Source organism: Massilia aquatica, from assembly GCF_011682045.1.
GTDB lineage: Bacteria > Pseudomonadota > Gammaproteobacteria > Burkholderiales > Burkholderiaceae_D > Telluria_A > Telluria_A aquatica.
This window is the reverse complement of sequence record NZ_VVIW01000001.1, coordinates 595,708-617,139: the sequence shown is the minus strand read 5'-3', so window position 1 is coordinate 617,139 and position 21,432 is coordinate 595,708. Positions and strand designations below refer to the sequence as shown.

The following is a 21,432-nucleotide window of genomic DNA, read 5'->3' as shown; positions in this document are numbered from 1 at the left end:
CCCCATTCAATGGCGGATGCGCAGCAAGCCGTCGCTGACAGTGCGCTTGCGCGCCAGTCGCCCGGATCGCTGCGAAGTGACACCCAAGCAAAATGGGCAGCCGAAGCTGCCCATTTTTTTACCCGCCTGCCGCCTTACTCCGGCTTGGCCAGCTTGCGTGCTTCCTTCTTGGCCTTGGTGGCCGCGTCGTACGGCTTTTTAGGTCCGAGCTTTTTCTCTTCGAAACGACGGTCGCCGGCTTTTTTCGGAGCCGCCGCCTTCTTGACCGCCGGCGCTTCGCCGTCACGGGTGATGTTGAGCTGCTGGCCCGCGACCCACACACCCTTGAGGTGGTCGATCAGGTCGGCCGGCATGTCGACCGGCAGGTCGAGCGTGCTGTAGTCGTCGTAGATCTCGATGCGGCCGATGAACTTGGACTCGATGTTCGCTTCGTTGGCAATCGCGCCGACGATGTTGCCCGGCTTGACGCCGTGCGCATGACCGACTTCGATGCGGAAGGTACCCATGCCTTCTTCCGACGGACGCGAGACGCGTTCGCGCTTGAAGGCCGGCGCATCGCCACGGTCGCCACGGTCGCTGCGGTCGAACCGTGCAGGCGGCGCGTCCGAACGCGGTGCGCGCGCGGCAGGGGCGTTCTCTTGCCACGAAGGCGCACTCTTGGCGTCGCGGTTCGGTTTTTCCAGCAGCAGCGGAATATCGCCGCGCGCCAGCTTGGCCAGCGCCGCTGCGATTTCGACAGCGGGCACGTTCTGCTCGCGCTCATACTCTTCGATCAGCGAACGGAAGACATCGAGTCCGCCGGCCGCCAGCACTTCGGTGATCTGGTCCTTGAATTTGGCGATCCGCACGTCGTTGACGGCTTTCACGGTCGGCAAGGTCAGTGGCGCCACCGGCTGGCGCGTGGCGCGTTCGATCGCCTTGAGCAAACCCTGCTCGCGCGGGGTGATGAACAGAATCGCTTCGCCGCTGCGGCCCGCGCGGCCGGTACGGCCGATGCGGTGGGTGTAGCTCTCAGGGTCCGACGGCACGTCGTAGTTGATCACGTGGCTGATGCGTTCCACGTCCAGGCCGCGCGCGGCGACGTCGGTGGCGACCAGGATGTCGATCTTGCCGTTCTTGAGCTGTTCGATGGTGCGCTCGCGCTGCGTTTGCTGCATGTCGCCGTTAATCGCGGTGGCCGCGAAGCCGCGCGCCTGCAGCTTGGTCGCCAGTTCTTCGGTACCGAGCTTGGTGCGCGCGAAAATGATCATGCCGTCAAACGGCTCGGCTTCGAGGATGCGGGTCAGCGCTTCGAGCTTCTGCATGCCGCTCACCATCCAGTAACGCTGGCGGATGTTGTCGGCGGTGCCGGTTTTTGCGGCGACCGTCACTTCGGCCGGATCGCGCAGGTAGGTCTTGGCGATGCGTTTGATCGCGGACGGCATGGTGGCCGAGAACAGCGCGGTCTGGCGCGATTCCGGGGTTTTTTGCAGGATCTGTTCGACGTCGTCGATAAAGCCCATGCGCAGCATCTCGTCGGCTTCGTCGAGCACCAGCGTCTTGAGCTTGGACAGGTCGAGCGAGCCTTTTTCGAGGTGGTCGATGACGCGGCCCGGGGTGCCGACAATCACGTGCACACCGCGGCGCAGCGCCTGCAGCTGGGGACCGTAGCTCTGGCCGCCGTAGATCGGCAGGACGTGGAAATCTTTAATGTGGGTTGCGTACTTCTGGAATGCTTCGGCGACCTGGATCGCCAGTTCGCGCGTAGGCGCCAGCACCAGCGCCTGCGGGGTTTGCTGCTTGATGTCGATGCGCGACAAAATCGGCAGCGCGAAGGCCGCGGTCTTGCCAGTTCCGGTCTGGGCCTGCCCCAGCACGTCGCGATTGGCCAGGAGCAGCGGGATGGTGGCAGCCTGGATCGGCGACGGCGTTTCGTAACCGACCTCTTTCATGACCTTCAGCACCTGGGCGCTCAGGTTGAGTTCGGAAAACAGTAGTACAGGGGTTTCAGACATAGGACACTCACAATTTGACTAGCTAGCCCGACGGGAAAGCATCCTCTAGTTTACTCTCTTGTAGTCCAGAATGCGATTTTTTGTCACGGCGTTGCGTGCAGGTGGGGTGTAATTGAGGCTATTTGTGCAATCCGGCGTTGCTGGCCCGGTCCGTCGCCCGCCCCCGCCAAACGACGCAAGCCCGCCACACTCGCGTGCAACGGGCTTGTTTCCAGGGCCGGGATCACCCCGGCAGCCTGCGCATCAGAACGTGTAATCAGAACTTGTAGTTGGCGCCCATCAGGAAGGTGCGGCCATACTTCTGGTATTCCAGCGGCTTGTTGCGGTCGCCGCCATAGGTTTCATACGCGGTATCGCCAACGTTATTAACCTGCAACACCACGCCCAGGCCCTTCAAGCTGCCTTCGGTGAAGTTGTAACCGACCTGGAAGTCGACCACGTCCTCCCCGACCACGTAGCGCAAGGTGCGGTCATTGGCAAAGTTGCCGATTTCACCAACGAAGTCGGAGCGCTTGCGCTGGCTGACGCGGGTCTCGAAACCATTCTTTTCATAGTACAAGGTCAGGTTGGTCACGCGCTTCGACAAGCCCGGCAGCGGAATATTCTTGCCGATGCTGCTGTCCGGATCTTCGATCGCGATCGAGCTCTTGCTATGCGTGGCACTGGCCGAGACGCCAAACCCGTCAAGCACCGGCGTAAGCAGGGACAGCGGCAGCGATGCCGACAGTTCCAGGCCCTTGAGCTTGCCGCCATTGCCGTTGTACGGTGCCTTGTAGTTACCAATGGCGGTAATCGCATTGGTTCCCGGAATATATTTAGAGAAATCGTAATCCAGGGTCTGCGTAAAGATGTAGGTATCGAGTTTTTTGTGGAAAGCCGCGACCGCAAAATACGCCTTGTTGCCGAAATATTTCTCGTAGGACAAGTCGAGTGCCTTGGCGCGCCATGGATCGAGGCGCGCGTTGCCGCCGTTGGCGCTTGGCTTGAAGTCGGTGGTGCCGACGTTGAAGTCGAGCGCCGAGCGCAGCTGGTCGATACGCGGACGGGCCAGTTGCTTGGCGGCGGCGAAGCGGATGGTCTGCTGCTTGCTCAGGCCAAACGACAGGTTCAGGCTGGGCAGGTAATCGGTATACGTCATGCCGTCATGGACCGGCTTGACCTGGCTGCCGACCGGCGCGGTGCCATCAAAATAGTTCGCTTGCGACGACTGCTCGGTGCGCTGCACCTGGACGCCCACATTCCCCTTGACCGTGACCGAGCCGATTTCGCTGTCGATATTGGCCTTGATGAAGCTGGTCGTGATCTTCTCATTGACTTCCCAGGCCTTCGAAATGAGGAAGGACTCGGTCGAGCTTGGCGCGAAGTTCATTTGCTGGCTGACCACGCCTGGCACATTCCATGAAGGAATCATGCCGGTGCCGGCAAAGCCGAGGTCGACCTGGCCATACAGATACTCGCCCGGCACCGGTCCCGGTGCGCCGCGCAGGGTGATCGCCCCCTCCGGCTGGACCTTGTTTTTGGTGCGGTCGGCGTAGTTAATGCCCACATCGACGCCCGAGAAATAGCTTTCCAGCACGGTCGGCACCGGCATCGAAACGACCAGCTTGAAACCCTTGAGTTCGTCTTCGATCTGTGGCGTCTTGCCGTAGCCCGAACCGTAGATCGTGTTGCGCAGGTACAAATTCTTCGCGTCGGTATAGTTCAGGCGCCCGGCGATCTGCGAAAAGCCGCCGGTGGCAAACTTCAGGTCGACCGTATCGAGGAAAGGATCGGCGGCAGCGTTACTCAGTTGCAGGTTGTTTTCCAGGTTGACTTCATCCCGCGTCGCTTTCGAGAAACTGGCGTCGGCAAACAGCGACCAGCCGCCATCGAGGCGCAGGGTATTGCTCCAGCCAATCGCCTTGATCTCATCCTTGCGGTCGTTGTACATGCCGCGCACCAAGGGATACACGCCGCTGGCCGAGCCGCCGGTCAGCACGCCGTTGGCGGTGGTTGCCGGCGAGTACAGCAAGCCTGGCTTGTAGCCACCGTTGTAGTCGTTCAGCGCCACTTCGAACTGGTTGGCGGTTTCTTCACGCTTGAATTTCGATGCGTACACATCGATCATGCTGGTCCAGGTCTTGTTCGGGCGATATTGCAGTACGCCCATGACGCCGTCGCGCTTGTTGGTGCCGCTGCGCGCGACCGATTTCAGGCCGTCCATCAAATAGGTGCCGCCCGGCACGCCAGGACGCGCATCGGTTTTCCACGGCTCGTACAGGCCGGTTTCGTTCGACAGTACCGGCGACGCCAGATGGGCGTAGCCGATCGCAATCCCGATCGTGCGGTCGGCGAACTGGTCGATATAGCTGACGCTGAAACGGTTGCCGCTGTCTTTCGCATTGGCGATGCCGCCGAGCGAGTTTTTCTCGCCGCGCACGTTCATGGCGATGGTGCGCTTGCCGAACGACAGCGGACGCACGGTTTGCATGTCGATCGTGCCGGACAGGCCCTGGCCGACCAGGCCGGCGTCCGGGGTCTTGTAAATGGTAACGCCGCTGAGCAGCTCGGACGGATACTGGTCGAACTCGACGCTGCGGTTGTCCCCGGTGCTGACCTGTTCGCGGCCGTTAAGCAAGGTGGTAGAAAAATCCGGCGACAGGCCGCGCACGCTGATCACTTGGGCACGGCCGCCGACGCGCTGCGCCGCCAGGCCTGGCAGGCGGGCGATCGACTCGGCGATGCTCACGTCGGGCAACTTGCCGATATCTTCCGCGGAGATCGCCTCGACGATGGAAGACGCATCCTTTTTCACCGAAATCGCATCCTCGATACCGCGCCGAATGCCGGACACCTTGACCGTGGCAATCGGTTGCTCGCTCGCTTGCGGGGCCGCGCTCGCTTGCGCGTACACATTGCCCGACATGGCCGAAACGAACAAGGCGCAGCCGGCGGCGACCGGGCTCAGTGGAAATGCGGCACTTCTGGTACGGGTATTGGCGAAAAATTTCATTCTGTCCCCTCATCTCATCATTACTACACAATTCCCGTATGTTCAGTATGGCGGCGACTGCACGGGTTCCAAAGGCAACGTTCTAATGACGTCTGAGCCCGATTCTGTACTAAAACTAGATGCACTGTCAACGAGAGTTGCGCATGACTACGGCAAAGTGCATTTTTTCTATTGGACGCCCATCAAGAGGGGTACGCCCGTTGTATTTCGGCTACAGAACACTGCATCATGAACTGTAGTACGACTACAAATACAGCGATTTTCTATGCTTCGAACCATTTTCGCACCAGCACAGCGCAACTTTGCTTTTTAGAAATTTATCATTACTACATTTTTGTAGGAATTTCGTAGTAAAACCAACAGGTCTGGACCGCCGCGCCATTGCCCGCAACGGAAAAAGCGCCGCATGCGGGGCGGCGTCGGCCTCGGCCAGGCTGATCCAACGCGTATTGACTCAGGATGTAGCAAAACTAGCACTAAAAACATGGACCCGGCAGTATCGCAGCGCGCGCTTTGATCGACATCCTCATCTGTAGTATGCTTTATCGATAACAAGACGATGTAGCCATACTACGGGAGATTGAATGAAGTACCTGCTTACCCTGGCGGCGGCCATCGCCATGCCGCCCGCAGCCATTGCCGCCAAACCCGGCGTGGATGCCTTTTTCGACGCCATGGCGATCAGCGTGGCACCGGGCCAGCAATCCCGCTACGTCGTCGGCGACAACCTGGCCGGCTACTTCGAGGGCTACACGCAGAGCCATGACCGGGGCGCCGGCTACACCATCAAGAATGCGTCCGTGTTCGAGGGCTACGCCACCCTGGTCAACGGCGTGGCCAATGAACGCGCCCAATCCAGCGAGCAGGTCCTGCCCTACGGCCACCGCGTACGGCACGCCGGCGGCGCCCTTGAAGAAATGGCGCTGCTCTCCAAACAGCACGCGCTTGCGATCCGCCTGGCCAATCCGGCCGACGCCATGCTGACTGTGCAAACCCTGTTCAAGGACCCGGGCGCCATCTCCCGCGACGGCGACGTGGTGCTGATCGCGCCCGCCGGCGCCAGCGGCCTGTTCACCGCGATTGCCGCCGACCAGCCCTTTGTGGTGGACGCGGCGCTCACGCTGCGCAGCGCGCACGCCGTGCGCAGCATGACCGTGGTGGTGGCCTTTGGCGACAGCGCCGCCCAGGCCAGCGGGCGCGCGCAGGCGCTGGCAAAGGCCGACCCCATCGGCGCCGAACGCAAGGCGCTGTACGAGGCGCTGACCAAAAGCTATCTCTCCACCAGCGACGCCGACTACAACAAGGCCCTTAACTGGGCCAAGGCGGCCAGCCGCATGTTCGTGGTGGAGGAATTCGGCACCGGCATCTGGGCCGGCCTGCCATGGTTCCGCGATAACTGGGGCCGCGACACCTTCATCGCACTGCCCGGCACCCTGCTGGTGTCGGGCCAGTTCGACGACGCCAGGGCCGTGCTGGCCAATTTTGCGCGCTACCAGAACCTGCGCCAACCGCGCGACAAGGACTACGGGCGCATTCCCAACCGCGTCTCCGCCAGCGACAAGACCATCTACAACACCGTCGATGGCACCCCGTGGATGCTGCGCGAAGCCTTCGAATACATCCAGTACAGCGGCGACAAAGCCTTTGCGCGCCAGATGTACGAGCTCGCCCTGCCCTACTTCGACGGCGCCATCGCCAACTACGCCGACCAGGATGGCCTGCTGGCGCACGATGCGGCAGACACCTGGATGGACGCGCGCATCGACAACCGCGCCCCCTGGTCCGAGCGCGGCCCGCGCGCCGTCGAAATCCAGGCCCTGTGGCACACCGCCCTCAAGACCGGCGCCTGGCTGGCCACCCAGGCCGGCGACCATGCCAAAGCGCGCCAGTGGAATGCGCTGGCCGGCAAGGCGCAGCGCAGCTTCCTCAAGCTGTACTGGGACGGCAGAATCATGGCCGACCGCCTGCGCGGCGACGCCAGCCGCGACACCAGGGTCCGCCCCAACCAGCTGATGCTGGTCTCGATTCCGTTCGCCGATTTTGTGCCGCCCAGGGTGCAGGCGCGGGTGACGCGCAATGCGGTGTCCGAACTGCTCTACCCCTACGGCATCGCCTCGCTGAGCCAGAACGATCCCTACTTCCATCCGCGCCATGAAAACCCGGACTTCCACCACAAGGACGCCGCTTACCACCAGGGCAGCATCTGGGGCTGGAACGCCGGCTTCACCGTCACGGCCCTGAACAAGTTCGGCTACCAGGACCTGGCATGGAAGCTGAGCCGGAACCTCGGCCAGCAAATCCTCGGCCTGGGAACGCTCGGGAACATGAGCGAACTGCTCGACGCCCTGCCCGGCGACGACGGCACACTCAAACCATCAGGCACCTGGGCGCAGTCGTGGAGCGTGGCCGAATATGCGCGCAACGGCTACCAGGACTACGTCGGCTTCCGCCCCCGCCTGCTCGACAACACGCTGGCCTTCGTGCCGGCTATTCCCGCCGCATGGAGCCAGTTTTACGCGGCCCTGCCGTTCGGCGCGGACGAGCGCATCGAAGTCGATTTCCAGCGCGTGGGCAAACAGCAGCAGTGGCAACTGCGCCTGCACGGCGGCGCACAACGCAAGGTCGCCTTCAGCATCCTGAACGACGACAAGAGCCGCTCGCAGCTCGCCTTCGACCTCGCTCCCGGCCAAGCCGCCACGCTGGTCACGGGCGGCGGCAAGGCCACCGTCAACGGCAAGCCGCTGGCGCTGCGCGCGCAACAGGCCAGCTACGCCGCCGACATCGGCGAACTGGTTTTCCAGACGCCGAAGCGCTACCGCGCTGGCGACTTCCCCATGCTCGAATCGAAGGATGTCCTGAAAGGCATCGTCGAACGCAGGCAATACCGCTGATGTTGACCACCTCCCACCTCCTGGGCGCAGCCGCCCTGTTCTCGGCCAGCGCCGCCTGCATCGCCGACAGCGGCACCCTGGCCGCGCCCATGTACCTGCGCGGCGGCTTCAATGGCTGGGGCATCGAGCACCCGCTGGCCTACAAGGGCAAGGGCGTGTATGAAGCCGAGATCCTGGTCAGCCCCGGCTACCACGGCTTCAAGGTCGGCAGCAAGGACTGGTCGGCCGAATGGGTGATCGACCCCACCGCCAGCGTCAGCGTGGCGGCCGGCGCCAGCTACCAGATGCACACCCGGCCCGGCCCCGAGGACTACCTGTTCGTCAGGCAGGCCTCGACCTGGCGCTTTTCGCTCGACGCATCCGACCCGGCGGCGCCGCTGCTGCGGGTCACGCAAACCGGCGTGGCGCCCGCCAGCAAGGAAGACCCGCACCAGGGCCATGCGCTCAGCGTGGCCAGCCAGTACGGCGCCAACACGGTGCGCTGGTCGACGCCCGACCCTGCGGCAGCGCTGCGCAGCTACACCCAATCGAGCACGATGGCGCTGCGCGATCCGGGTCCGCAATCGACCACCTACCAGGAAAGCCCGGACGCACCGGCAGTGCGCAGCGGCAGCCTGGCTTTCGATGCGCTGTTCGCGCTCGCGGTCACTGAAATGCGGCAGAACGCGGTCGCGCAGATCAAGGACGGCAACTACAACGGCGGCGCCGCCATCGACTGCGCCTGTTTCGAAACCGGCGAGAAGTGGCATTACGTCTGGACGCGCGACCTGTCGTACGCCGCCGACCTCGGGCTGGCCATGCTCGACCCGGAACGGGTGCGCAATTCGCTCGACTTCAAACTCTCGGGCTATCGCGCCGGCATCGAGCGCGCGCCGAACGTGGCGGGCAGCGCCGACGGCCTGCAGATCATCCAGGATACCGGAACCGGCGGCAGCTGGCCGGTCAGCACCGACCGCGTGGCATGGGTTCTCGGGGCCGAGGCTGCCCTCAACAACCTGGCGCCGGCCCGGCGCGCGCCGTTCGCCGCACGCGCCTTGCGGGCGCTGGTCAACACACTCGAGAACGACCGCCAGGCCGCCTTCGACGCCGCCTCCGGCCTGTACACGGGCGAACAATCGTTTCTCGACTGGCGCGACCAGAGCTACGCCGCATGGATCGTGAACGATCTCGCTTCGCTGGCCAGCTCGAAAGCCCTGTCCACCAACGTCCTGCACTACAAGGCACTGACCTTTGCCGCCTCGCTCGCGCATGACGGCGGCGAGCAGGCGCAGTCGGCCAGGTACGCCGGCTGGGCCGCCGCACTCAAGCGCAGCATCAACGAGCGCTTCTGGCTTGAGGATGCGGGCATGTACAGCAGTTTGAGCGCGCCCCACTTCGACGGCGCGCCGCTGCACAAATTCGACTGGCTCGGACAAGCGCTGGCGGTGGTTACGGGCGTGGCCGACGCCAGCCGCGCGCGCCGCATCCTGGCCAGCTATCCGCACGGCCCGATGGGCGCGCCGGTGATCTACCCGCAGCAGCAAGGCATGCCGGTGTATCACAACCGCGCCATCTGGCCGTTCGTGACCGCGTATGGCCTCAAGGCCGCCGCCATGCACGCCAACGTCAGCGTGGCCGACGCCGCCTACGACACCCTCATGCGCGGCGCCGCGCTGAACCTGTCGAACATGGAGAACCTGGAATGGATTACCGGCCAGCCGCTCCTGCTCGACGAACAGCAGCCGGCGCTGATCGGCCCCGTCATCAACTCGAAGCGCCAACTATGGTCAAGCGGCGGCTACCTCGGCATGGTGATCGGGAACGTGTTCGGCGTGAGCGTGACCGACAGCGGCATTGAGCTACGCCCGTTCATCACCAGCAAATTGCGGCGCGAAGCGTTCGGCGCGGCCAGGGGCATCAGCCTCGATAAGCTGACGGTGCGCGGCAAGCGCATCAACGTGCGCATCACGCTGCCCGATGCGGCCAGCGATACCGGCTGGTTCCCTGTCAAGGCCATCACCGTCAACGGCAAGCAAATGGCGCAGTCGATCGGCTGGCAGCAGTTGCACGACAACGCAAGCATCGATATCACGCTCGGCGCACTGCAACAAGGCGAACAACAAATCCACCGAGTCGACGCCGAACCGTATGCGGAGGGACCTGGCGTATTCGGCCCGCGTGAACCGGCCATCAGCAGCATCACGCCATCGGCCACGCTGCGCATCGATGCCAACGGCAACGGCGCCGGCACCGTGTACAACGTCTACCGCGATGGCAGGCTGGTGGCAGCCAAGGTCGGCGCCGGCGCCTGGACCGACCGCAGCGCGCCCACTGCCGCCTGCTACGCCGTCGAAGCGCAGTTTTCCGCATCGGGCAACCGCAGCCACCACAGCGTGCCGCGCTGCACAGGCGAGGCGATCGGGATTCCGGTGATTGGCGACGGCGTGGCGCAGGCGTCCATCAAGGACTGGGGCAAGCCGGGCGCGCGCCTGCGCTTCGGCGCGGTGAACATCGCGCAGGCCGGCGAGTACGGCCTGCAGGTGCGCTACCATAACAGCGCCAACCAGATTAACCTGGGCATCAGCGGCGGCGTAAAATGGCTGGCCCTGAAAGAGGCATCGGGCCGCATCGCCGCGCAGGGCGTGGTGCAGCTGCCGCACGCGCGCATCGACAGGACTGGCGCGCGGCCGGTGATGTCGACACCGCTGGTAGCGCGCCTGAAACCCGGCCGCTACTGGCTGGAGATGAGCGACTTCTATAATATGAGCTACCTGCAAAGTAACAGCAGCTTCAGCGCGGCCGGTGGCGCCGCAGGGCCATCGAACAGATTCGATGTGCATGGCGCGCGCCTGCTGCGCCTGAAGTAAACACGGAAGACGCCTGCCGCCGCGCTACCACGGGAGCGGCCAGGCGAGCATCAAAGCCCGGTCAGCGCTTGCGGCGCTGCAGGTCGAGCGAAGTGACCTTGGCAAAGTCGATCGGCTTGACGATATGATCGTCGAAGCCCGCTTCCATGGCCTGCTCGCGGTCGCGCGCCTGGCCGTAGCCGGTCAGCGCAACGAGCACCGCGTCGTCCATGGTGGGCAGCTCGCGCATTTTCGCCGCGACCTGGTAACCGCTCATGTCGGGCAGGCCGATATCGAGGAACACGTAGGTCGGCTTGAACTCCGCCGCGCGCTCGAGCGCCTGCTGCCCGGTGTAGGCCACCTTCACATCGTGGCCGCCGATACCGAGCAGCTCGGCCAGCATGTCGGCCGCATCGACATTGTCATCCACCACCAGGATGCGCGTGGCGGCGCTGTCGTCCGCGACGCTCACCTGCGCAACATCGTCGCTGGCGCCGACGGAATCGATCGGCAGGCGCAGTTCGAACACGCTGCCCTGGCCTACCCCGGCGCTCGCCGCGCTCACGGTCCCATGGTGCAAGGTAACCAGCGTGCGCACCAGCGACAGGCCGATGCCCAGGCCATCCTGCACCCGGTCGGGCGTAAAGCCGTCTTGTGCGAACAGGTCGAAAATCACATCGAGCTTGCTGGCGTCGATGCCGATGCCGTTGTCCGCCACGCGGATCAGGATCTCTTGCCCGGTCACCTCGGCGCTGAGCTTGACGATGCCGCCCGGCGGCGTGAACTTGAACGCGTTATGCAGCAGGTTACCGACGATTTGCGCCAGCCGCACATGGTCGCCGCTGAGCCACACTTCGTGCGCCGGAAGCGACACTTCCAGGCGCTGGTTGCGGCTTTCGGCGATGTGCGCCACCGACTCGCGCGCGCTGCCGATGAAGGTTTGCAGTTCGACCTGCTCGTCGTGCAAGGTGATCTTGCCCTTCGAAATACGCGCCACATCGAGCAGGTCTTCGACCAGCCGCACCAGGTGGCCGGTATGGCGCAGGATGGTCTGGCGCGCCTTGTCCTGGCGCTCCGGCACGTTGGGGTCGAGGCGGCACAGCAGCTCGACCGCGTTGCGGATCGGACCAAGCGGATTGCGCAGCTCATGCGCCAGCGTGGCCAAAAACTCGTCCTTGCGCCGGTCCACATCGCGCAGCTCGCGCTCGACCTTACCCAGGCGTAGCAGCGCCTTGACGTTGGCGACCAGTTCTTCCGGTTCGATCGGCTCGAACAGATAGTTGTCGGCGCCGCCTTCGAGGGCCCGGATCTTGTCGGCCACGCCGATGTACGACGCCGACGTTTGCAGCACCAGCACGGCGCGCGTTTCCGGGTCGGCCTTGAGCAGGCGGCACACTTCAAAGCCGTTGATGTCGGGCAGCTTGACGTCGAGCAGGACCAGGTCAGGTTTATCTTCGCGCGCGCGCAACAGGGCCGAGTTGCCGTCGGCAGCCTCGATCACCGTGAAACCGGCACGCGTGAGGATGCGCGACTTGGCGTAGCGCGCCCCTTCGCTGTCGTCGACGTTAAGGATCAGGGAATCGGCAAATGGCATGGACTGCATGGTGGACCTCAATCCGGTGAATGTGAATGTGGCGGCGCGGGGGCGTCGCCTCCCTGCGCGGCATAGTTGAGCGGAACCGACACCCAGAACACCGAACCGGCGCCCGGCGCGCTGTCCACGCCGACCGAGCCTCCCAGCAAGTCTGCCAGCTTGCGGCACAGCGGCAAACCGAGGCCGGTGCCCTTGACGCGTGTCTGCAGGCGGTGCTCGACCTGGCTGAATTCTTCGAATATGAACGCATGGTCGGCGGCGGCGATTCCCAGTCCGGTATCGGTGACGCTGATACGCATCATACCCTTCCCGGGAACGAGGGCGGCGCGGACCGCGATCTCGCCCTGCTCGGTGTACTTGATCGCATTCGAAATGAAGTTGCGCAGGATTTGCGACAGCTTGCCCTGGTCGCTCAACAGCGCCAGCCCGGCGTGCGGCTCATGGAAGGTCAGCGCCACGGCGGAACTGCCCAGCAAAGGCCGCAGCAAGCCGCGCAGGGTGCTGAACATGTCGGCCACCAGGAAGCGCTCGGCGCGCACATCGACCTTGCCCGCCTCGATCTTGGCCAGGTCGAGCAGGTCGTCGACCATCTCGTTGAGGGCCACGGTGCCCTGCAGGATGTACCTGACCTGCTTCTCCTGCTCGTCCGACAGCTCGCCGTCCGAGCGCGCCAGCAGCAGCTTGGCCAGCGCCCGGATGGAACTGAGCGGCGTGCGGAATTCGTGGCTCATGTTCGACAGGAAGCGCGACTTGGCCTGGTCGGAGCGGCGCAGGTGCTCGGCTTTTTCGTCAAGCTCCGCATACAGCACCTTGACGGCGCGGTTGTTCTCTTCGAGCTCGCGGGTGAGCTGCAACAGCTCTTCCTGGCGCGCCTTGAGTTCATCGAGGGTGCCGAGCAGTTCCTGGTTCTGCTGCTGCACTTCACCCAGCATCGAGTCGGGCGTGTGCGCGGTGAGATGGGCGCACATGTCGCCAACCATGCGCGCCGTCATGCGCGGCGCGTCGCCGGGAAAGCGCTTTTGCAGCACAATCTGGGTCCCGCTGCCGGGCGCCGAGCGGATATCGCACAGGTCCATCAGGCGCCGCGCGCCCAGGATGCCCAGGCCCATGCCGGTAGTCGACTGGTAGCGTCCGGACAGCACCAGCTCCAGGTCGGCGATGCCGGGACCCTGGTCCTCGATGCGGATCTGGAGCGACTGCACGCCGGCGCTTTCTTCGATCGAAAACTCGACCCTGCCGCCGTGCGCATAATTGAAAACGTTACGGACGAACTCCGACACCGACGTGGCGATGCGTACCTGATCCTGCATGGCGAATCCGCACAGTACCGCGATCTCGCGCGCGCGCTGGCGGGCGCCGACCACATCGAGCTCGGAGCCGATGGCGATCTTGAGGATCCGCAGCGACATTACGCAAGTCCCCGCTCGCGGATCACCAGCACGCTGGCGTCGTCGCGCTGGCGCGCAAAGTCGCGGTACAGCACCGCCGCGATCAGGGCGGGATGGCGGAACACCAGGCCCGGATAGGCATCGAGGTCCCAGCGCGTTCCCAGGCCGTCGGAATGCATGATCAGCATGGCGCCGGGCGCCCACGGATGGGAGAACTTCTGCACCTTGCGCAGGTTGCTGCCGACGATGCCGTTGTGCGACATCAAATGGCGGCGCGAGGGGCCATCGACAATGCAGCCGGCGATATTGCCGATGCCGGCAAACGTCAGTTCGCCGGCATCGCAGTCGATGGCCGCAATCGCCACTGCGGCGCCACGCGTGCCGTGCAGCGCGCCGTGCGCCAGCTGCATCAGTTCCGACACGCCCACCGCCGGCCGCTCGGCCACCAGCGCGACCGCCGCTTCGGAGGCGACCGCCGCCTCAGGACCGTGGCCGAGACCATCGGCCATGCCGACCGTGACGCCCCAGTTCGCAATACCGACATCCCAGGCGTCGCCGCAGACTTCCTCGCTCGGAATCGGCAGGCATACCGCGCCCACTTCCCAGTCCGACATTGGTGCGCCGGCGGCGCCGCTCCAGACGGTCATGAACAGCACCGTGCCCTGCCGTTCGGCCGAATGGATATCGAATTCCGCAGCCAGGCGGCCGATCGCGCCTAGGCCCACGCCGTAGGTGCCGGCGGTGGAGTTGCCGTCTTCCATGCGCAGCGCCACGTTGGCCATGCCGGGACCGCGGTCGAGCGCGATCACCTCGACGCCGGCGCGCTCGCCCGCATGCAGTGCGCGCAGCAAAATCTCGCCTTCGCCGGCATGCTTGACGATGTTGGTGGCCGCCTCGGTAATGACGATGGCCAGCTGGCCGGCGCGCGTTTCATCGAAACCGAGCTGGCGCGCCAGGGTGTTGCCGGCGCGCCGTGCCGCCGCGATCTCGCTCGATTCACCTACATGAAACGTCGCCTGCCTGCCTAATCTGTTCAAAACAACTTCCATTTCGCGATGGTGACGGTGGTGCCCTTGCCTGGCGCGCTGTCGAGGATAAAATCGTCGGCCAGGCGGCGTGCGCCGGACAGGCCCAGGCCCATCCCGCCGCCGCTGGTGTAGCCGTCGGTGAGGGCCAAGTCGATGTCGGCGATGCCGGGACCTTCGTCGATGAAGCTGACGCTGATGCCGCGCTTGCCCCCGCGCTCGACCAGTTCGAGTTCGGCGCGTCCGCCGCCGCCGTAGCGCAGCGTATTGCGCGCCAGTTCGCTGGCGGCGGTGACCATCTTGGTTTGCTCGATCAGCGAGAATTTGAGCGCGACCATTTCATCGCGTACCAGCTTGCGCAGGCGGACCACATCTTCATCTGTGATTAAAGGCGCATGAACCAGGCCGTCGGCGGCGCTCACGGCACGCCCCGCCGTTGATCCGGGGCGCTCATTCCCGTTCCTGCTGCAGCATGGCTAGGCCGCGTTCCACATTGAGCGCCGTGCTGACGCCTTCGAGCGTGAGTCCCAGTTCCACCAGGGTGATGGCCACGGCCGGCTGCATCCCCACCAGCACCGTGCGGGCGTCGAGAATGCGGGCCATGGCCGCCGTGTGGCTGATCATGCGGCCGATGAAGGAATCGACGATGTCGAGCGCCGAAATATCGATCAGCACGCCGGTGGCGCGGTCCTTGACGATGCGCGCCGTCAGATCGTCCTGCAGGGTCATGGCCAGGCGGTCGTGCATGTCGACCTGGATGGTCACCAGCAGCAGACGGCCCATTTTGAGGATGGGAATACGTTCCATGGCTTAGCGCGCGTTGTGCGGATGGGTGATGGTCGAACCGGTGCGCTTGAGCGCGACCACGAAGGCGTCCGCCAGGGTGGCCTTGGTGACCACGTCTTCCAGGTTCACGCCAAGGTGCACGATGGTCTGCGCGATCTGCGGGCGGATGCCGCTGATGATGCAGTCGGCGCCCATCAGGCGCGCGGCGGCGATGGTTTTCAGCAGATGCTGGGCCACCAGGGTGTCGACGGTCGGCACGCCGGTAATGTCGATGATCGCGATCGAGGCGCCGGTGTCGACGATTTTCTGCAGCAGGTTCTCCATCACCACCTGGGTGCGGGCGCTATCGAGGGTGCCGATCAGCGGCAGGGCCAGTACGCCTTCCCACAGCTGCACCACGGGGGTGGACAACTCCAGCAGTTCCTGCTGCTGGCGCAGGATGACCTGCTCGCGCGCCTTCTGGTATACCTCGATGGTGAACAGGCCGAGGCGGTCGAACAGCGCGCTGGTGGTGGCGGTTTCCTCGACCAGCTGGATCGGGTTCCCGGCCAGGGCGGTGCGCAGGTAGGCGAATAGCGGCTCTTTCAGGGCGAAGATAAAGCTGGCCGTCTCGATCGACGAGAAGCCCTGGCGCACGCGCGCCTGCGAGATCTCGGTCAGCATGTGGCGGGTATCGTCCCAGGCTGCGCCTTCGATGTCGGTGGTGGCGCCGCGTTCGAGGGCCTGCACCAGCAGGGGCAGGAAACGGGTGGCTTGCTGGCGCAGTTCGGCCTCGGCGTTCTTGTCGCGGCGGATCATGCGCGTCATCAACCCCGACAGCCACACTTCCAGCAGCTCATGTTCGAACTTGGTGATAATCAGGGCTAACTGCGTGCTTTTGTCGTTGCTCATTGGATCCTTAGGGATAGTTCGGCTAAGAGTGGGAAAGGCATAGGCGGACCGGTCCCGGTCACGGCGATACCCCTGACATTATATAGATACTCAACAACACGCCGTGCACAATTAGTAAACCACCCCCCAACCACGGCAAACTCCCACAAGCGGGCTCAGAGCTCTGAACAGAAACATTGTTTAGCCGCCGTAGCGGTTGACATCCGACGTCGGCAGAAAGCATATTACTCAACGATATTGGTGTAAAAGCGACGGCTGCACGGGTAGTTTGCGTAAAAAAACCGGGCTCGCCCCGGTTTTTTTGACACTACCTCGTGAAATGTGTCGAGCCAGAGCCCTGACCCCGCTTGGGGCTCAGAACTCTTCCCATTCCTTGTCGCCGGCGGCGACCGGGCGGGGAGCGGGGGTGCGGGCTTTGCCGCCCGGCAGGCGAACCGGCGCCGGCGCGCGCGCCGCCGGTGTCGTCCGGTGCCGCGCGGCGCGAGGCGCCGGCGCCGCCGCCAGGTGCTCGTCACTGATCTTGAAGACGCTGACCGCTTCGGCCAGGCTGGCCGCCTGATGCTTCATCGCTTCGGCCGCCGCCGCCGCTTCTTCGACCAGCGCCGCATTCTGCTGCGTGACCGTGTCCATCTGGCTGATCGCGTCGTTGATCTGGTCGATGCCCACGTTCTGCTCGCCACTGGCGACGGCAATCTCGCCAATGATCGCCGTCACCCGCTGCACGCTGGCAACCACCTCGTTCATGGTGTTGCCAGCCTGCCCCACCAGCTTGCTGCCGGTATCGACCTTGTCCACCGAGTCGTTGATCAGGGCCTTGATTTCCTTGGCCGCAGCCGCCGAACGCTGGGCCAGGTTGCGCACTTCGGACGCCACCACGGCGAAGCCGCGCCCCTGCTCGCCCGCCCGCGCCGCTTCCACCGCCGCATTCAGCGCCAGGATATTGGTCTGGAACGCGATGCCGTCGATCACGCCAATGATGTCGACGATCTTGCGCGACGATTCGTTGATCGAGCCCATGGTGTGGATCATCTGCGCCACGGCGTCGCCGCCGCGCACCGCCACCGTCGAGGCGTCGCTGGCGAGCTTGCTGGCCTGGCTGGCGTTCTCGCCGTTCTGCTTGACGGTCGAGGTCAGTTCTTCCATGGCCGAGGCGGTCTCCTCAAGCGAACTGGCCTGCTCTTCGGTGCGCGAAGACAAATCCTGGTTGCCGTCGGCAATCTCGCTCGATGCGCTGGCAATCGCATCGGTCCCGGCGCGCACCTTGCCGACAATCGCGGCCAGGCTGTCGTGCATGTCCTTGAGCGACTTGAGCAGCATGCCGATTTCATCGCTGCCGCGCGCTTCGATCGAGGTCGACAGGTCGCCGCTGGCGACGATGCGGGCGATGTTGACCGCTTCATTCAAGGGTCGGGTAATGCTGCGCACCAGCCACACCATGATCACCGCGCCGACCACCACCGTTACCAGCACGATCACCAGCAGCTGGATCGACGCGCTGCGTTCGCCGGCGGCCTGCTCCTTGACCATGGCCAGGGTCAGCGCCCGCGCCTGGGTATCGATGTACGCGACGATGGCGTCGATTTTCTGGGTCGGCTCGCGGTCCATGCCCTTGACCAGCTTGTCGATCTCCTTATAGCTGTCCGGATTGGCACCATCGAATTTTTTCAGCGCGCCCAGGTAGCTCTTGCCCAGTTCGCCGGTGGCGTTGATGGCCTCGTCGACCAGCGGGGTTTTCAGGCCCAGCTCGCCCAGCAGCGAATTGACCTTGGCCAGCTCGACGCGCGTGGCCTCGCCGCTCTTGACGAACGAGGCGCTGTATTTTTCGAGCTGGGCCGGATCCGAGCCGCGCAACAAAATGTTTTTCCATTCCTGCACCTGGATCTTGAATTCGACCTGGGCGCTGCGCGCCGTGTCCACCGCTTCGGTCAGCTTGGTGGCCTGCTGCATGGCCAGCGCGCTCCTGGCGTTGGCGCCAGACAGGGCCGACCAGGCACCGATGCCTACCAATAGCAAAGCGGCAAAAAAGAAGGCGCCGAGCGCGCCAAGGCGCACGGCAATTCGGAGGTTGGCCAGTTTCATATGCTCTCTCGGGGTGGTTGCGTGGATACCTGTCGCAGCGCCTGTAAAGACGCTTGCCCTGCCGATTAATCATGCACCTGTGAAAGATAAAAAGAAATACGTTTCAGTTAACTGACAACAAGTATTTCAGCCAGTTGCACACAGTTGCATCGCATACAGCCTGGTACCGGGGTCTTCCGGTGCAAGGTGGACAATCTTGTCGAAACGCAGGCCGAGTTTTTCGAGCAGCGCGCCGGACGCCGTGTTGTGCGGCGAGGTGATCGCCAGCAGGCGCGCCAGTCCCAGCGTGTCGCGCGCGTACCCGACCACGGCGCGGGCCGCCTCGAACGCATGGCCCTGGCCGCGCCAGGCCGGCAGGAAGGCGTAGCCGAGGTCGACCCCGGGCAAGCTGTCGCGCTTGATCAGGCCGCACATGCCGATTGCCGCGCCGCTGTCCTTGCGCGCCACCAGCCAGATGGCGTGGCCCAGCGCGGCCTGCATGCGCACCGGGCCGTTCTCGATGTGGACCCGCGCCGCCGCCAGCGTGCGGATGCCGCGGTCGCCGATGTGGACCACGAAATCGGGATCGTTGACCAGCTCCAGGTAGAACGGCGCATCGGCCGCCTCGATGGTGCGCAGCACCAGGCGCGCTGTTTCGAGGATCTTCATCGGGGAGCCAAGCGGCGCTCAGCGCCCGAGCCGGAACCCGGTGCTGGCCGGGCGTCCCGGCAGGTTCAGGGTGGCCCGCGCGGACGGCGCTTCGCTCACCACCACGCCGCGCCGGATCACCATGCGGCGCGCCGCGCGCAGGCGGATCGCTTCGACCGTGCTGGCGGCGTCGAGCAGCACCAGGTCGGCGTGGCAGCCGGGCGCGATCCCGTAGCCTTCCAGCCCGAGGATGCGCGCCGGGACCTCGGTCACCGCCAGGAAGCACTGGTGCATCGCGTCCTGCCCCGTCATCTGCGCCACGTGCAGGCCCATATGCGCCACTTCCAGCATGTCGCCCGAGCCCAGGCTGTACCACGGGTCCATCACGCAGTCGTGGCCAAAGGCGACATCGACCCCGGCGGCGATCAGCTCGGGCACGCGCGTCATGCCGCGCCGCTTGGGGTAGGTGTCGTGCCGCCCTTGCAGGGTGATGTTGATCAGCGGGTTGGCGATCGCCGCCACGCCCGCCTCGCGGATCAGCGGCAGCAGTTTGCTCACATAATAGTTGTCCATCGAGTGCATCGAGGTCAGGTGCGAGCCGGCCACCCTGCCCTGCATGCCGAGGCGCTGCGCCTCGAACGCCAGCGTTTCGATATGGCGCGACAGCGGGTCGTCCGATTCGTCGCAGTGCATGTCCACCCGCAGCCCCTGCTCCGCCGCGTATTCGCACAGCAGGCGCACCGAGGCCGCGCCTTCGCTCATGGTGCGCTCGAAATGGGGAATCCCGCCCACCACGTCGACGCCCATGCCAATGGCGCGCTTGAGGTTATCGAACGCCGTGGCGCTGCGCAAAATCCCATCCTGCGGAAAGGCCACCAGCTGCAGGTCAAGATAGGGCGCCACCCGGCGCCGCACTTCCAGCAGCGCTTCCACCGCCAGCAGGCGGTCGTCGCAGATGTCCACGTGCGAGCGGATCGCCAGCAGGCCGCGCGCCACCGCCCAGTCGCAGTACTGCATGGCGCGTTCGACCAGCGCGTCCTGGGTCAGGCCCGGTTTCAGTTCGCCCCACAGCGCGATCCCCTCTAACAGCGTGCCCGACGCGTTTACCCGCGGCAGGCCGTAACTCAGGGTGGCGTCCATGTGGAAGTGGGCGTCCACAAACGGCGGCGTGACCAGGTCGCCGCCGGCGTCGATCTCGCGCGCGCCGCGCAGCGGCAGGCGCGCGCCGACGGCGGCGATGCGCCCGTTCTCGAGCGCGATATCCATGTGGAGGCGCCCGTCGGGCAGGCTGGCGTTGCGCAGTACGAGATCCATCGTGAACTCCTGGGAACGGCGGTGTGTCCGATTGTAGCGAGTTCGGCGCATATTGGGGCGGGCGCGCACGTGTTTGTCATGGCGCCGTCATGCCAATAAGATAAATGCTGCGATGCAAGATAATTTCCTGAGCACGGTTGAAAAACTGCTTTTCAAGGCAGTCAATCATGGATAGACTTAGCAATATTGCAGCGCGTCATAAAACACTTCCAAGGAACCCAGATGAGTAACCTTCCAGAACAGTTTTCCGCAGCACGCAAGGCCCAGCTCGAAGCCCAGCTCGACGCTTTTCGCCATTTCTCGGGCAAGGCGGTAGAAAATACCGAGAAGCTGATTGCCCTGAACCTCCAGACCACCCGCGCCAGCGTCGAAAAATCGACGGCGGCCATCCAGCAGTTGCTGACCGCCAAGGATCCACGCGACCTGTTTGCGCTTACCGCGCACAGCCGCGACGGTTTCGACACCATGCTCGCCTATGGCCGCGCCCTGTTCGGCATCGCCGGCAGCGCGCGCGCCGCTGCGCCCGGCTCGTCGATCCTGTCGGCGCTGGCCGCGCCGGCAACGCTGCGCCAGCCGCCCGCCGATGAAGCGCACCGCGCCGACGACGAGGACTACAGCGAGGATTACGACGAACAGGCCGCCGGCGACGACAGCGACGCCGAATCCGAATCCGAACGCGCGGTGTCCCCGGACGCGCGCGACGAACCGATCATCGTCAGCCTGCGCGCGGCCGACGAACCCGAGGCCGATCCCTTGCCGCTGGCCGAGGCCTCGCCGATCGCGCGCGCCGCCGCCAGCGTGGCCGCCAGTCCGCTGCACGAGACGCCTGCGGCCGCGCCGCTGGCCGCCGACGACGCCATCCAGATCGACGTCTCGGGCATCAAGCCGGTCGACGCCACGCCGCCTGTGGGCACCTATCCGGGCAAGCCGGGCAACGGCAAACCGGGCGAATCGGCGCCGTCGAAAGGCGCGCGCAGGAAGTGACAGCACGGCCGGCCTCTGCGCCAAGTTGCCAAAAGTAGTAAA

14 protein-coding genes are annotated in these 21,432 nt (G+C 64.7%); 3 read left to right on the top strand and 11 right to left on the bottom strand.

All coding sequences use genetic code 11. The annotated features are described in order from the left end of the window. Positions 1 to 134: 134 nt before the first annotated feature. Positions 135 to 1,994: a DEAD/DEAH box helicase gene (locus F1609_RS02745; protein ID WP_167074382.1), complete on the bottom strand. Its 1,860-nt coding sequence runs from the start codon at positions 1,992 to 1,994 to the stop codon at positions 135 to 137. A 256-nt stretch (positions 1,995 to 2,250) separates the two neighbouring features. Beyond that, positions 2,251 to 4,986, bottom strand: a complete 2,736-nt coding sequence (locus tag F1609_RS02740; protein WP_167074380.1) for a TonB-dependent receptor — start codon at positions 4,984 to 4,986, stop codon at positions 2,251 to 2,253. 584 nt (positions 4,987 to 5,570) lie between these two features. On the opposite strand from F1609_RS02740, the gene F1609_RS02735 reads away from it, so the two are divergent. Together F1609_RS02735 and F1609_RS02730 are read left to right on the top strand one after the other, a co-directional pair. Continuing rightward, on the top strand, positions 5,571 to 7,877 hold the full coding sequence (locus F1609_RS02735; protein WP_167074378.1) for an amylo-alpha-1,6-glucosidase: 2,307 nt from the start codon (positions 5,571 to 5,573) through the stop codon (positions 7,875 to 7,877). Next, the gene (locus F1609_RS02730) at positions 7,877 to 10,723 is read left to right on the top strand and encodes an MGH1-like glycoside hydrolase domain-containing protein (RefSeq protein WP_229421579.1); all 2,847 of its coding nucleotides are present in this window, start codon (positions 7,877 to 7,879) and stop codon (positions 10,721 to 10,723) included. Before F1609_RS02735 ends, F1609_RS02730 begins: the two co-directional genes overlap by 1 nt. Before the next feature lie 61 nt (positions 10,724 to 10,784). Here F1609_RS02730 and F1609_RS02725 read toward each other — a convergent pair whose 3' ends face one another. From F1609_RS02725 to F1609_RS02685, 9 genes are all read right to left on the bottom strand, one after another. Next, positions 10,785 to 12,296, bottom strand: a complete 1,512-nt coding sequence (locus tag F1609_RS02725; protein ID WP_167074571.1) for an ATP-binding response regulator — start codon at positions 12,294 to 12,296, stop codon at positions 10,785 to 10,787. A gap of 17 nt (positions 12,297 to 12,313) precedes the next feature. After that, a complete protein-coding gene (locus F1609_RS02720; RefSeq protein WP_167074376.1) occupies positions 12,314 to 13,705 on the bottom strand; it encodes an ATP-binding protein in 1,392 nt (463 codons plus the stop codon). Next, positions 13,705 to 14,721, bottom strand: coding sequence for an ATP-binding SpoIIE family protein phosphatase (locus tag F1609_RS02715; protein WP_229421575.1), 1,017 nt, complete (start codon positions 14,719 to 14,721; stop codon positions 13,705 to 13,707). The genes F1609_RS02720 and F1609_RS02715 overlap by 1 nt, the downstream gene beginning before the upstream one ends. Next, positions 14,718 to 15,131 carry an anti-sigma regulatory factor gene (locus F1609_RS02710; RefSeq protein WP_243492266.1) on the bottom strand — a complete coding sequence of 138 codons (414 nt, stop codon included), beginning with the start codon at positions 15,129 to 15,131 and terminating at the stop codon, positions 14,718 to 14,720. The genes F1609_RS02715 and F1609_RS02710 overlap by 4 nt, the downstream gene beginning before the upstream one ends. Positions 15,132 to 15,159: 28 nt before the next feature. Continuing rightward, complete coding sequence (locus tag F1609_RS02705) at positions 15,160 to 15,516, bottom strand: STAS domain-containing protein (protein ID WP_167074372.1); 357 nt, start codon at positions 15,514 to 15,516, stop codon at positions 15,160 to 15,162. 3 nt (positions 15,517 to 15,519) lie between these two features. Further along, positions 15,520 to 16,386 carry an STAS domain-containing protein gene (locus F1609_RS02700; protein WP_167074370.1) on the bottom strand — a complete coding sequence of 289 codons (867 nt, stop codon included), beginning with the start codon at positions 16,384 to 16,386 and terminating at the stop codon, positions 15,520 to 15,522. A gap of 354 nt (positions 16,387 to 16,740) precedes the next feature. Beyond that, positions 16,741 to 18,465, bottom strand: coding sequence for a methyl-accepting chemotaxis protein (locus F1609_RS02695; RefSeq protein ID WP_167074368.1), 1,725 nt, complete (start codon positions 18,463 to 18,465; stop codon positions 16,741 to 16,743). Between the two features lie 126 nt (positions 18,466 to 18,591). Further along, positions 18,592 to 19,113, bottom strand: a complete 522-nt coding sequence (locus tag F1609_RS02690) for a GNAT family N-acetyltransferase (RefSeq protein ID WP_187362891.1) — start codon at positions 19,111 to 19,113, stop codon at positions 18,592 to 18,594. A gap of 18 nt (positions 19,114 to 19,131) precedes the next feature. After that, the gene (locus F1609_RS02685; RefSeq protein WP_167074366.1) at positions 19,132 to 20,406 is read right to left on the bottom strand and encodes an amidohydrolase family protein; all 1,275 of its coding nucleotides are present in this window, start codon (positions 20,404 to 20,406) and stop codon (positions 19,132 to 19,134) included. A gap of 222 nt (positions 20,407 to 20,628) precedes the next feature. Here F1609_RS02685 and F1609_RS02680 point away from each other — a divergent pair, with 222 nt between their 5' ends. Continuing rightward, complete coding sequence (locus tag F1609_RS02680) at positions 20,629 to 21,390, top strand: phasin family protein (RefSeq protein WP_167074364.1); 762 nt, start codon at positions 20,629 to 20,631, stop codon at positions 21,388 to 21,390. Positions 21,391 to 21,432: the final 42 nt, after the last annotated feature.

What these genes read in the sequence shown, in the direction of transcription:
- F1609_RS02745 (WP_167074382.1), bottom strand. Translation starts at nt 1,994, where the DNA reads ATGTCTGAAACCCCTGTACTACTGTTTTCCGAACTCAACCTGAGCGCC.
- F1609_RS02740 (WP_167074380.1), bottom strand. Translation starts at nt 4,986, where the DNA reads ATGAAATTTTTCGCCAATACCCGTACCAGAAGTGCCGCATTTCCACTG.
- F1609_RS02735 (WP_167074378.1), top strand. Translation starts at nt 5,571, where the DNA reads ATGAAGTACCTGCTTACCCTGGCGGCGGCCATCGCCATGCCGCCCGCA.
- F1609_RS02730 (WP_229421579.1), top strand. Translation starts at nt 7,877, where the DNA reads ATGTTGACCACCTCCCACCTCCTGGGCGCAGCCGCCCTGTTCTCGGCC.
- F1609_RS02725 (WP_167074571.1), bottom strand. Translation starts at nt 12,296, where the DNA reads ATGCCATTTGCCGATTCCCTGATCCTTAACGTCGACGACAGCGAAGGG.
- F1609_RS02720 (WP_167074376.1), bottom strand. Translation starts at nt 13,705, where the DNA reads ATGTCGCTGCGGATCCTCAAGATCGCCATCGGCTCCGAGCTCGATGTG.
- F1609_RS02705 (WP_167074372.1), bottom strand. Translation starts at nt 15,516, where the DNA reads ATGGAACGTATTCCCATCCTCAAAATGGGCCGTCTGCTGCTGGTGACC.
- F1609_RS02700 (WP_167074370.1), bottom strand. Translation starts at nt 16,386, where the DNA reads ATGAGCAACGACAAAAGCACGCAGTTAGCCCTGATTATCACCAAGTTC.
- F1609_RS02695 (WP_167074368.1), bottom strand. Translation starts at nt 18,465, where the DNA reads ATGAAACTGGCCAACCTCCGAATTGCCGTGCGCCTTGGCGCGCTCGGC.
- F1609_RS02690 (WP_187362891.1), bottom strand. Translation starts at nt 19,113, where the DNA reads ATGAAGATCCTCGAAACAGCGCGCCTGGTGCTGCGCACCATCGAGGCG.
- F1609_RS02685 (WP_167074366.1), bottom strand. Translation starts at nt 20,406, where the DNA reads ATGGATCTCGTACTGCGCAACGCCAGCCTGCCCGACGGGCGCCTCCAC.
- F1609_RS02680 (WP_167074364.1), top strand. Translation starts at nt 20,629, where the DNA reads ATGAGTAACCTTCCAGAACAGTTTTCCGCAGCACGCAAGGCCCAGCTC.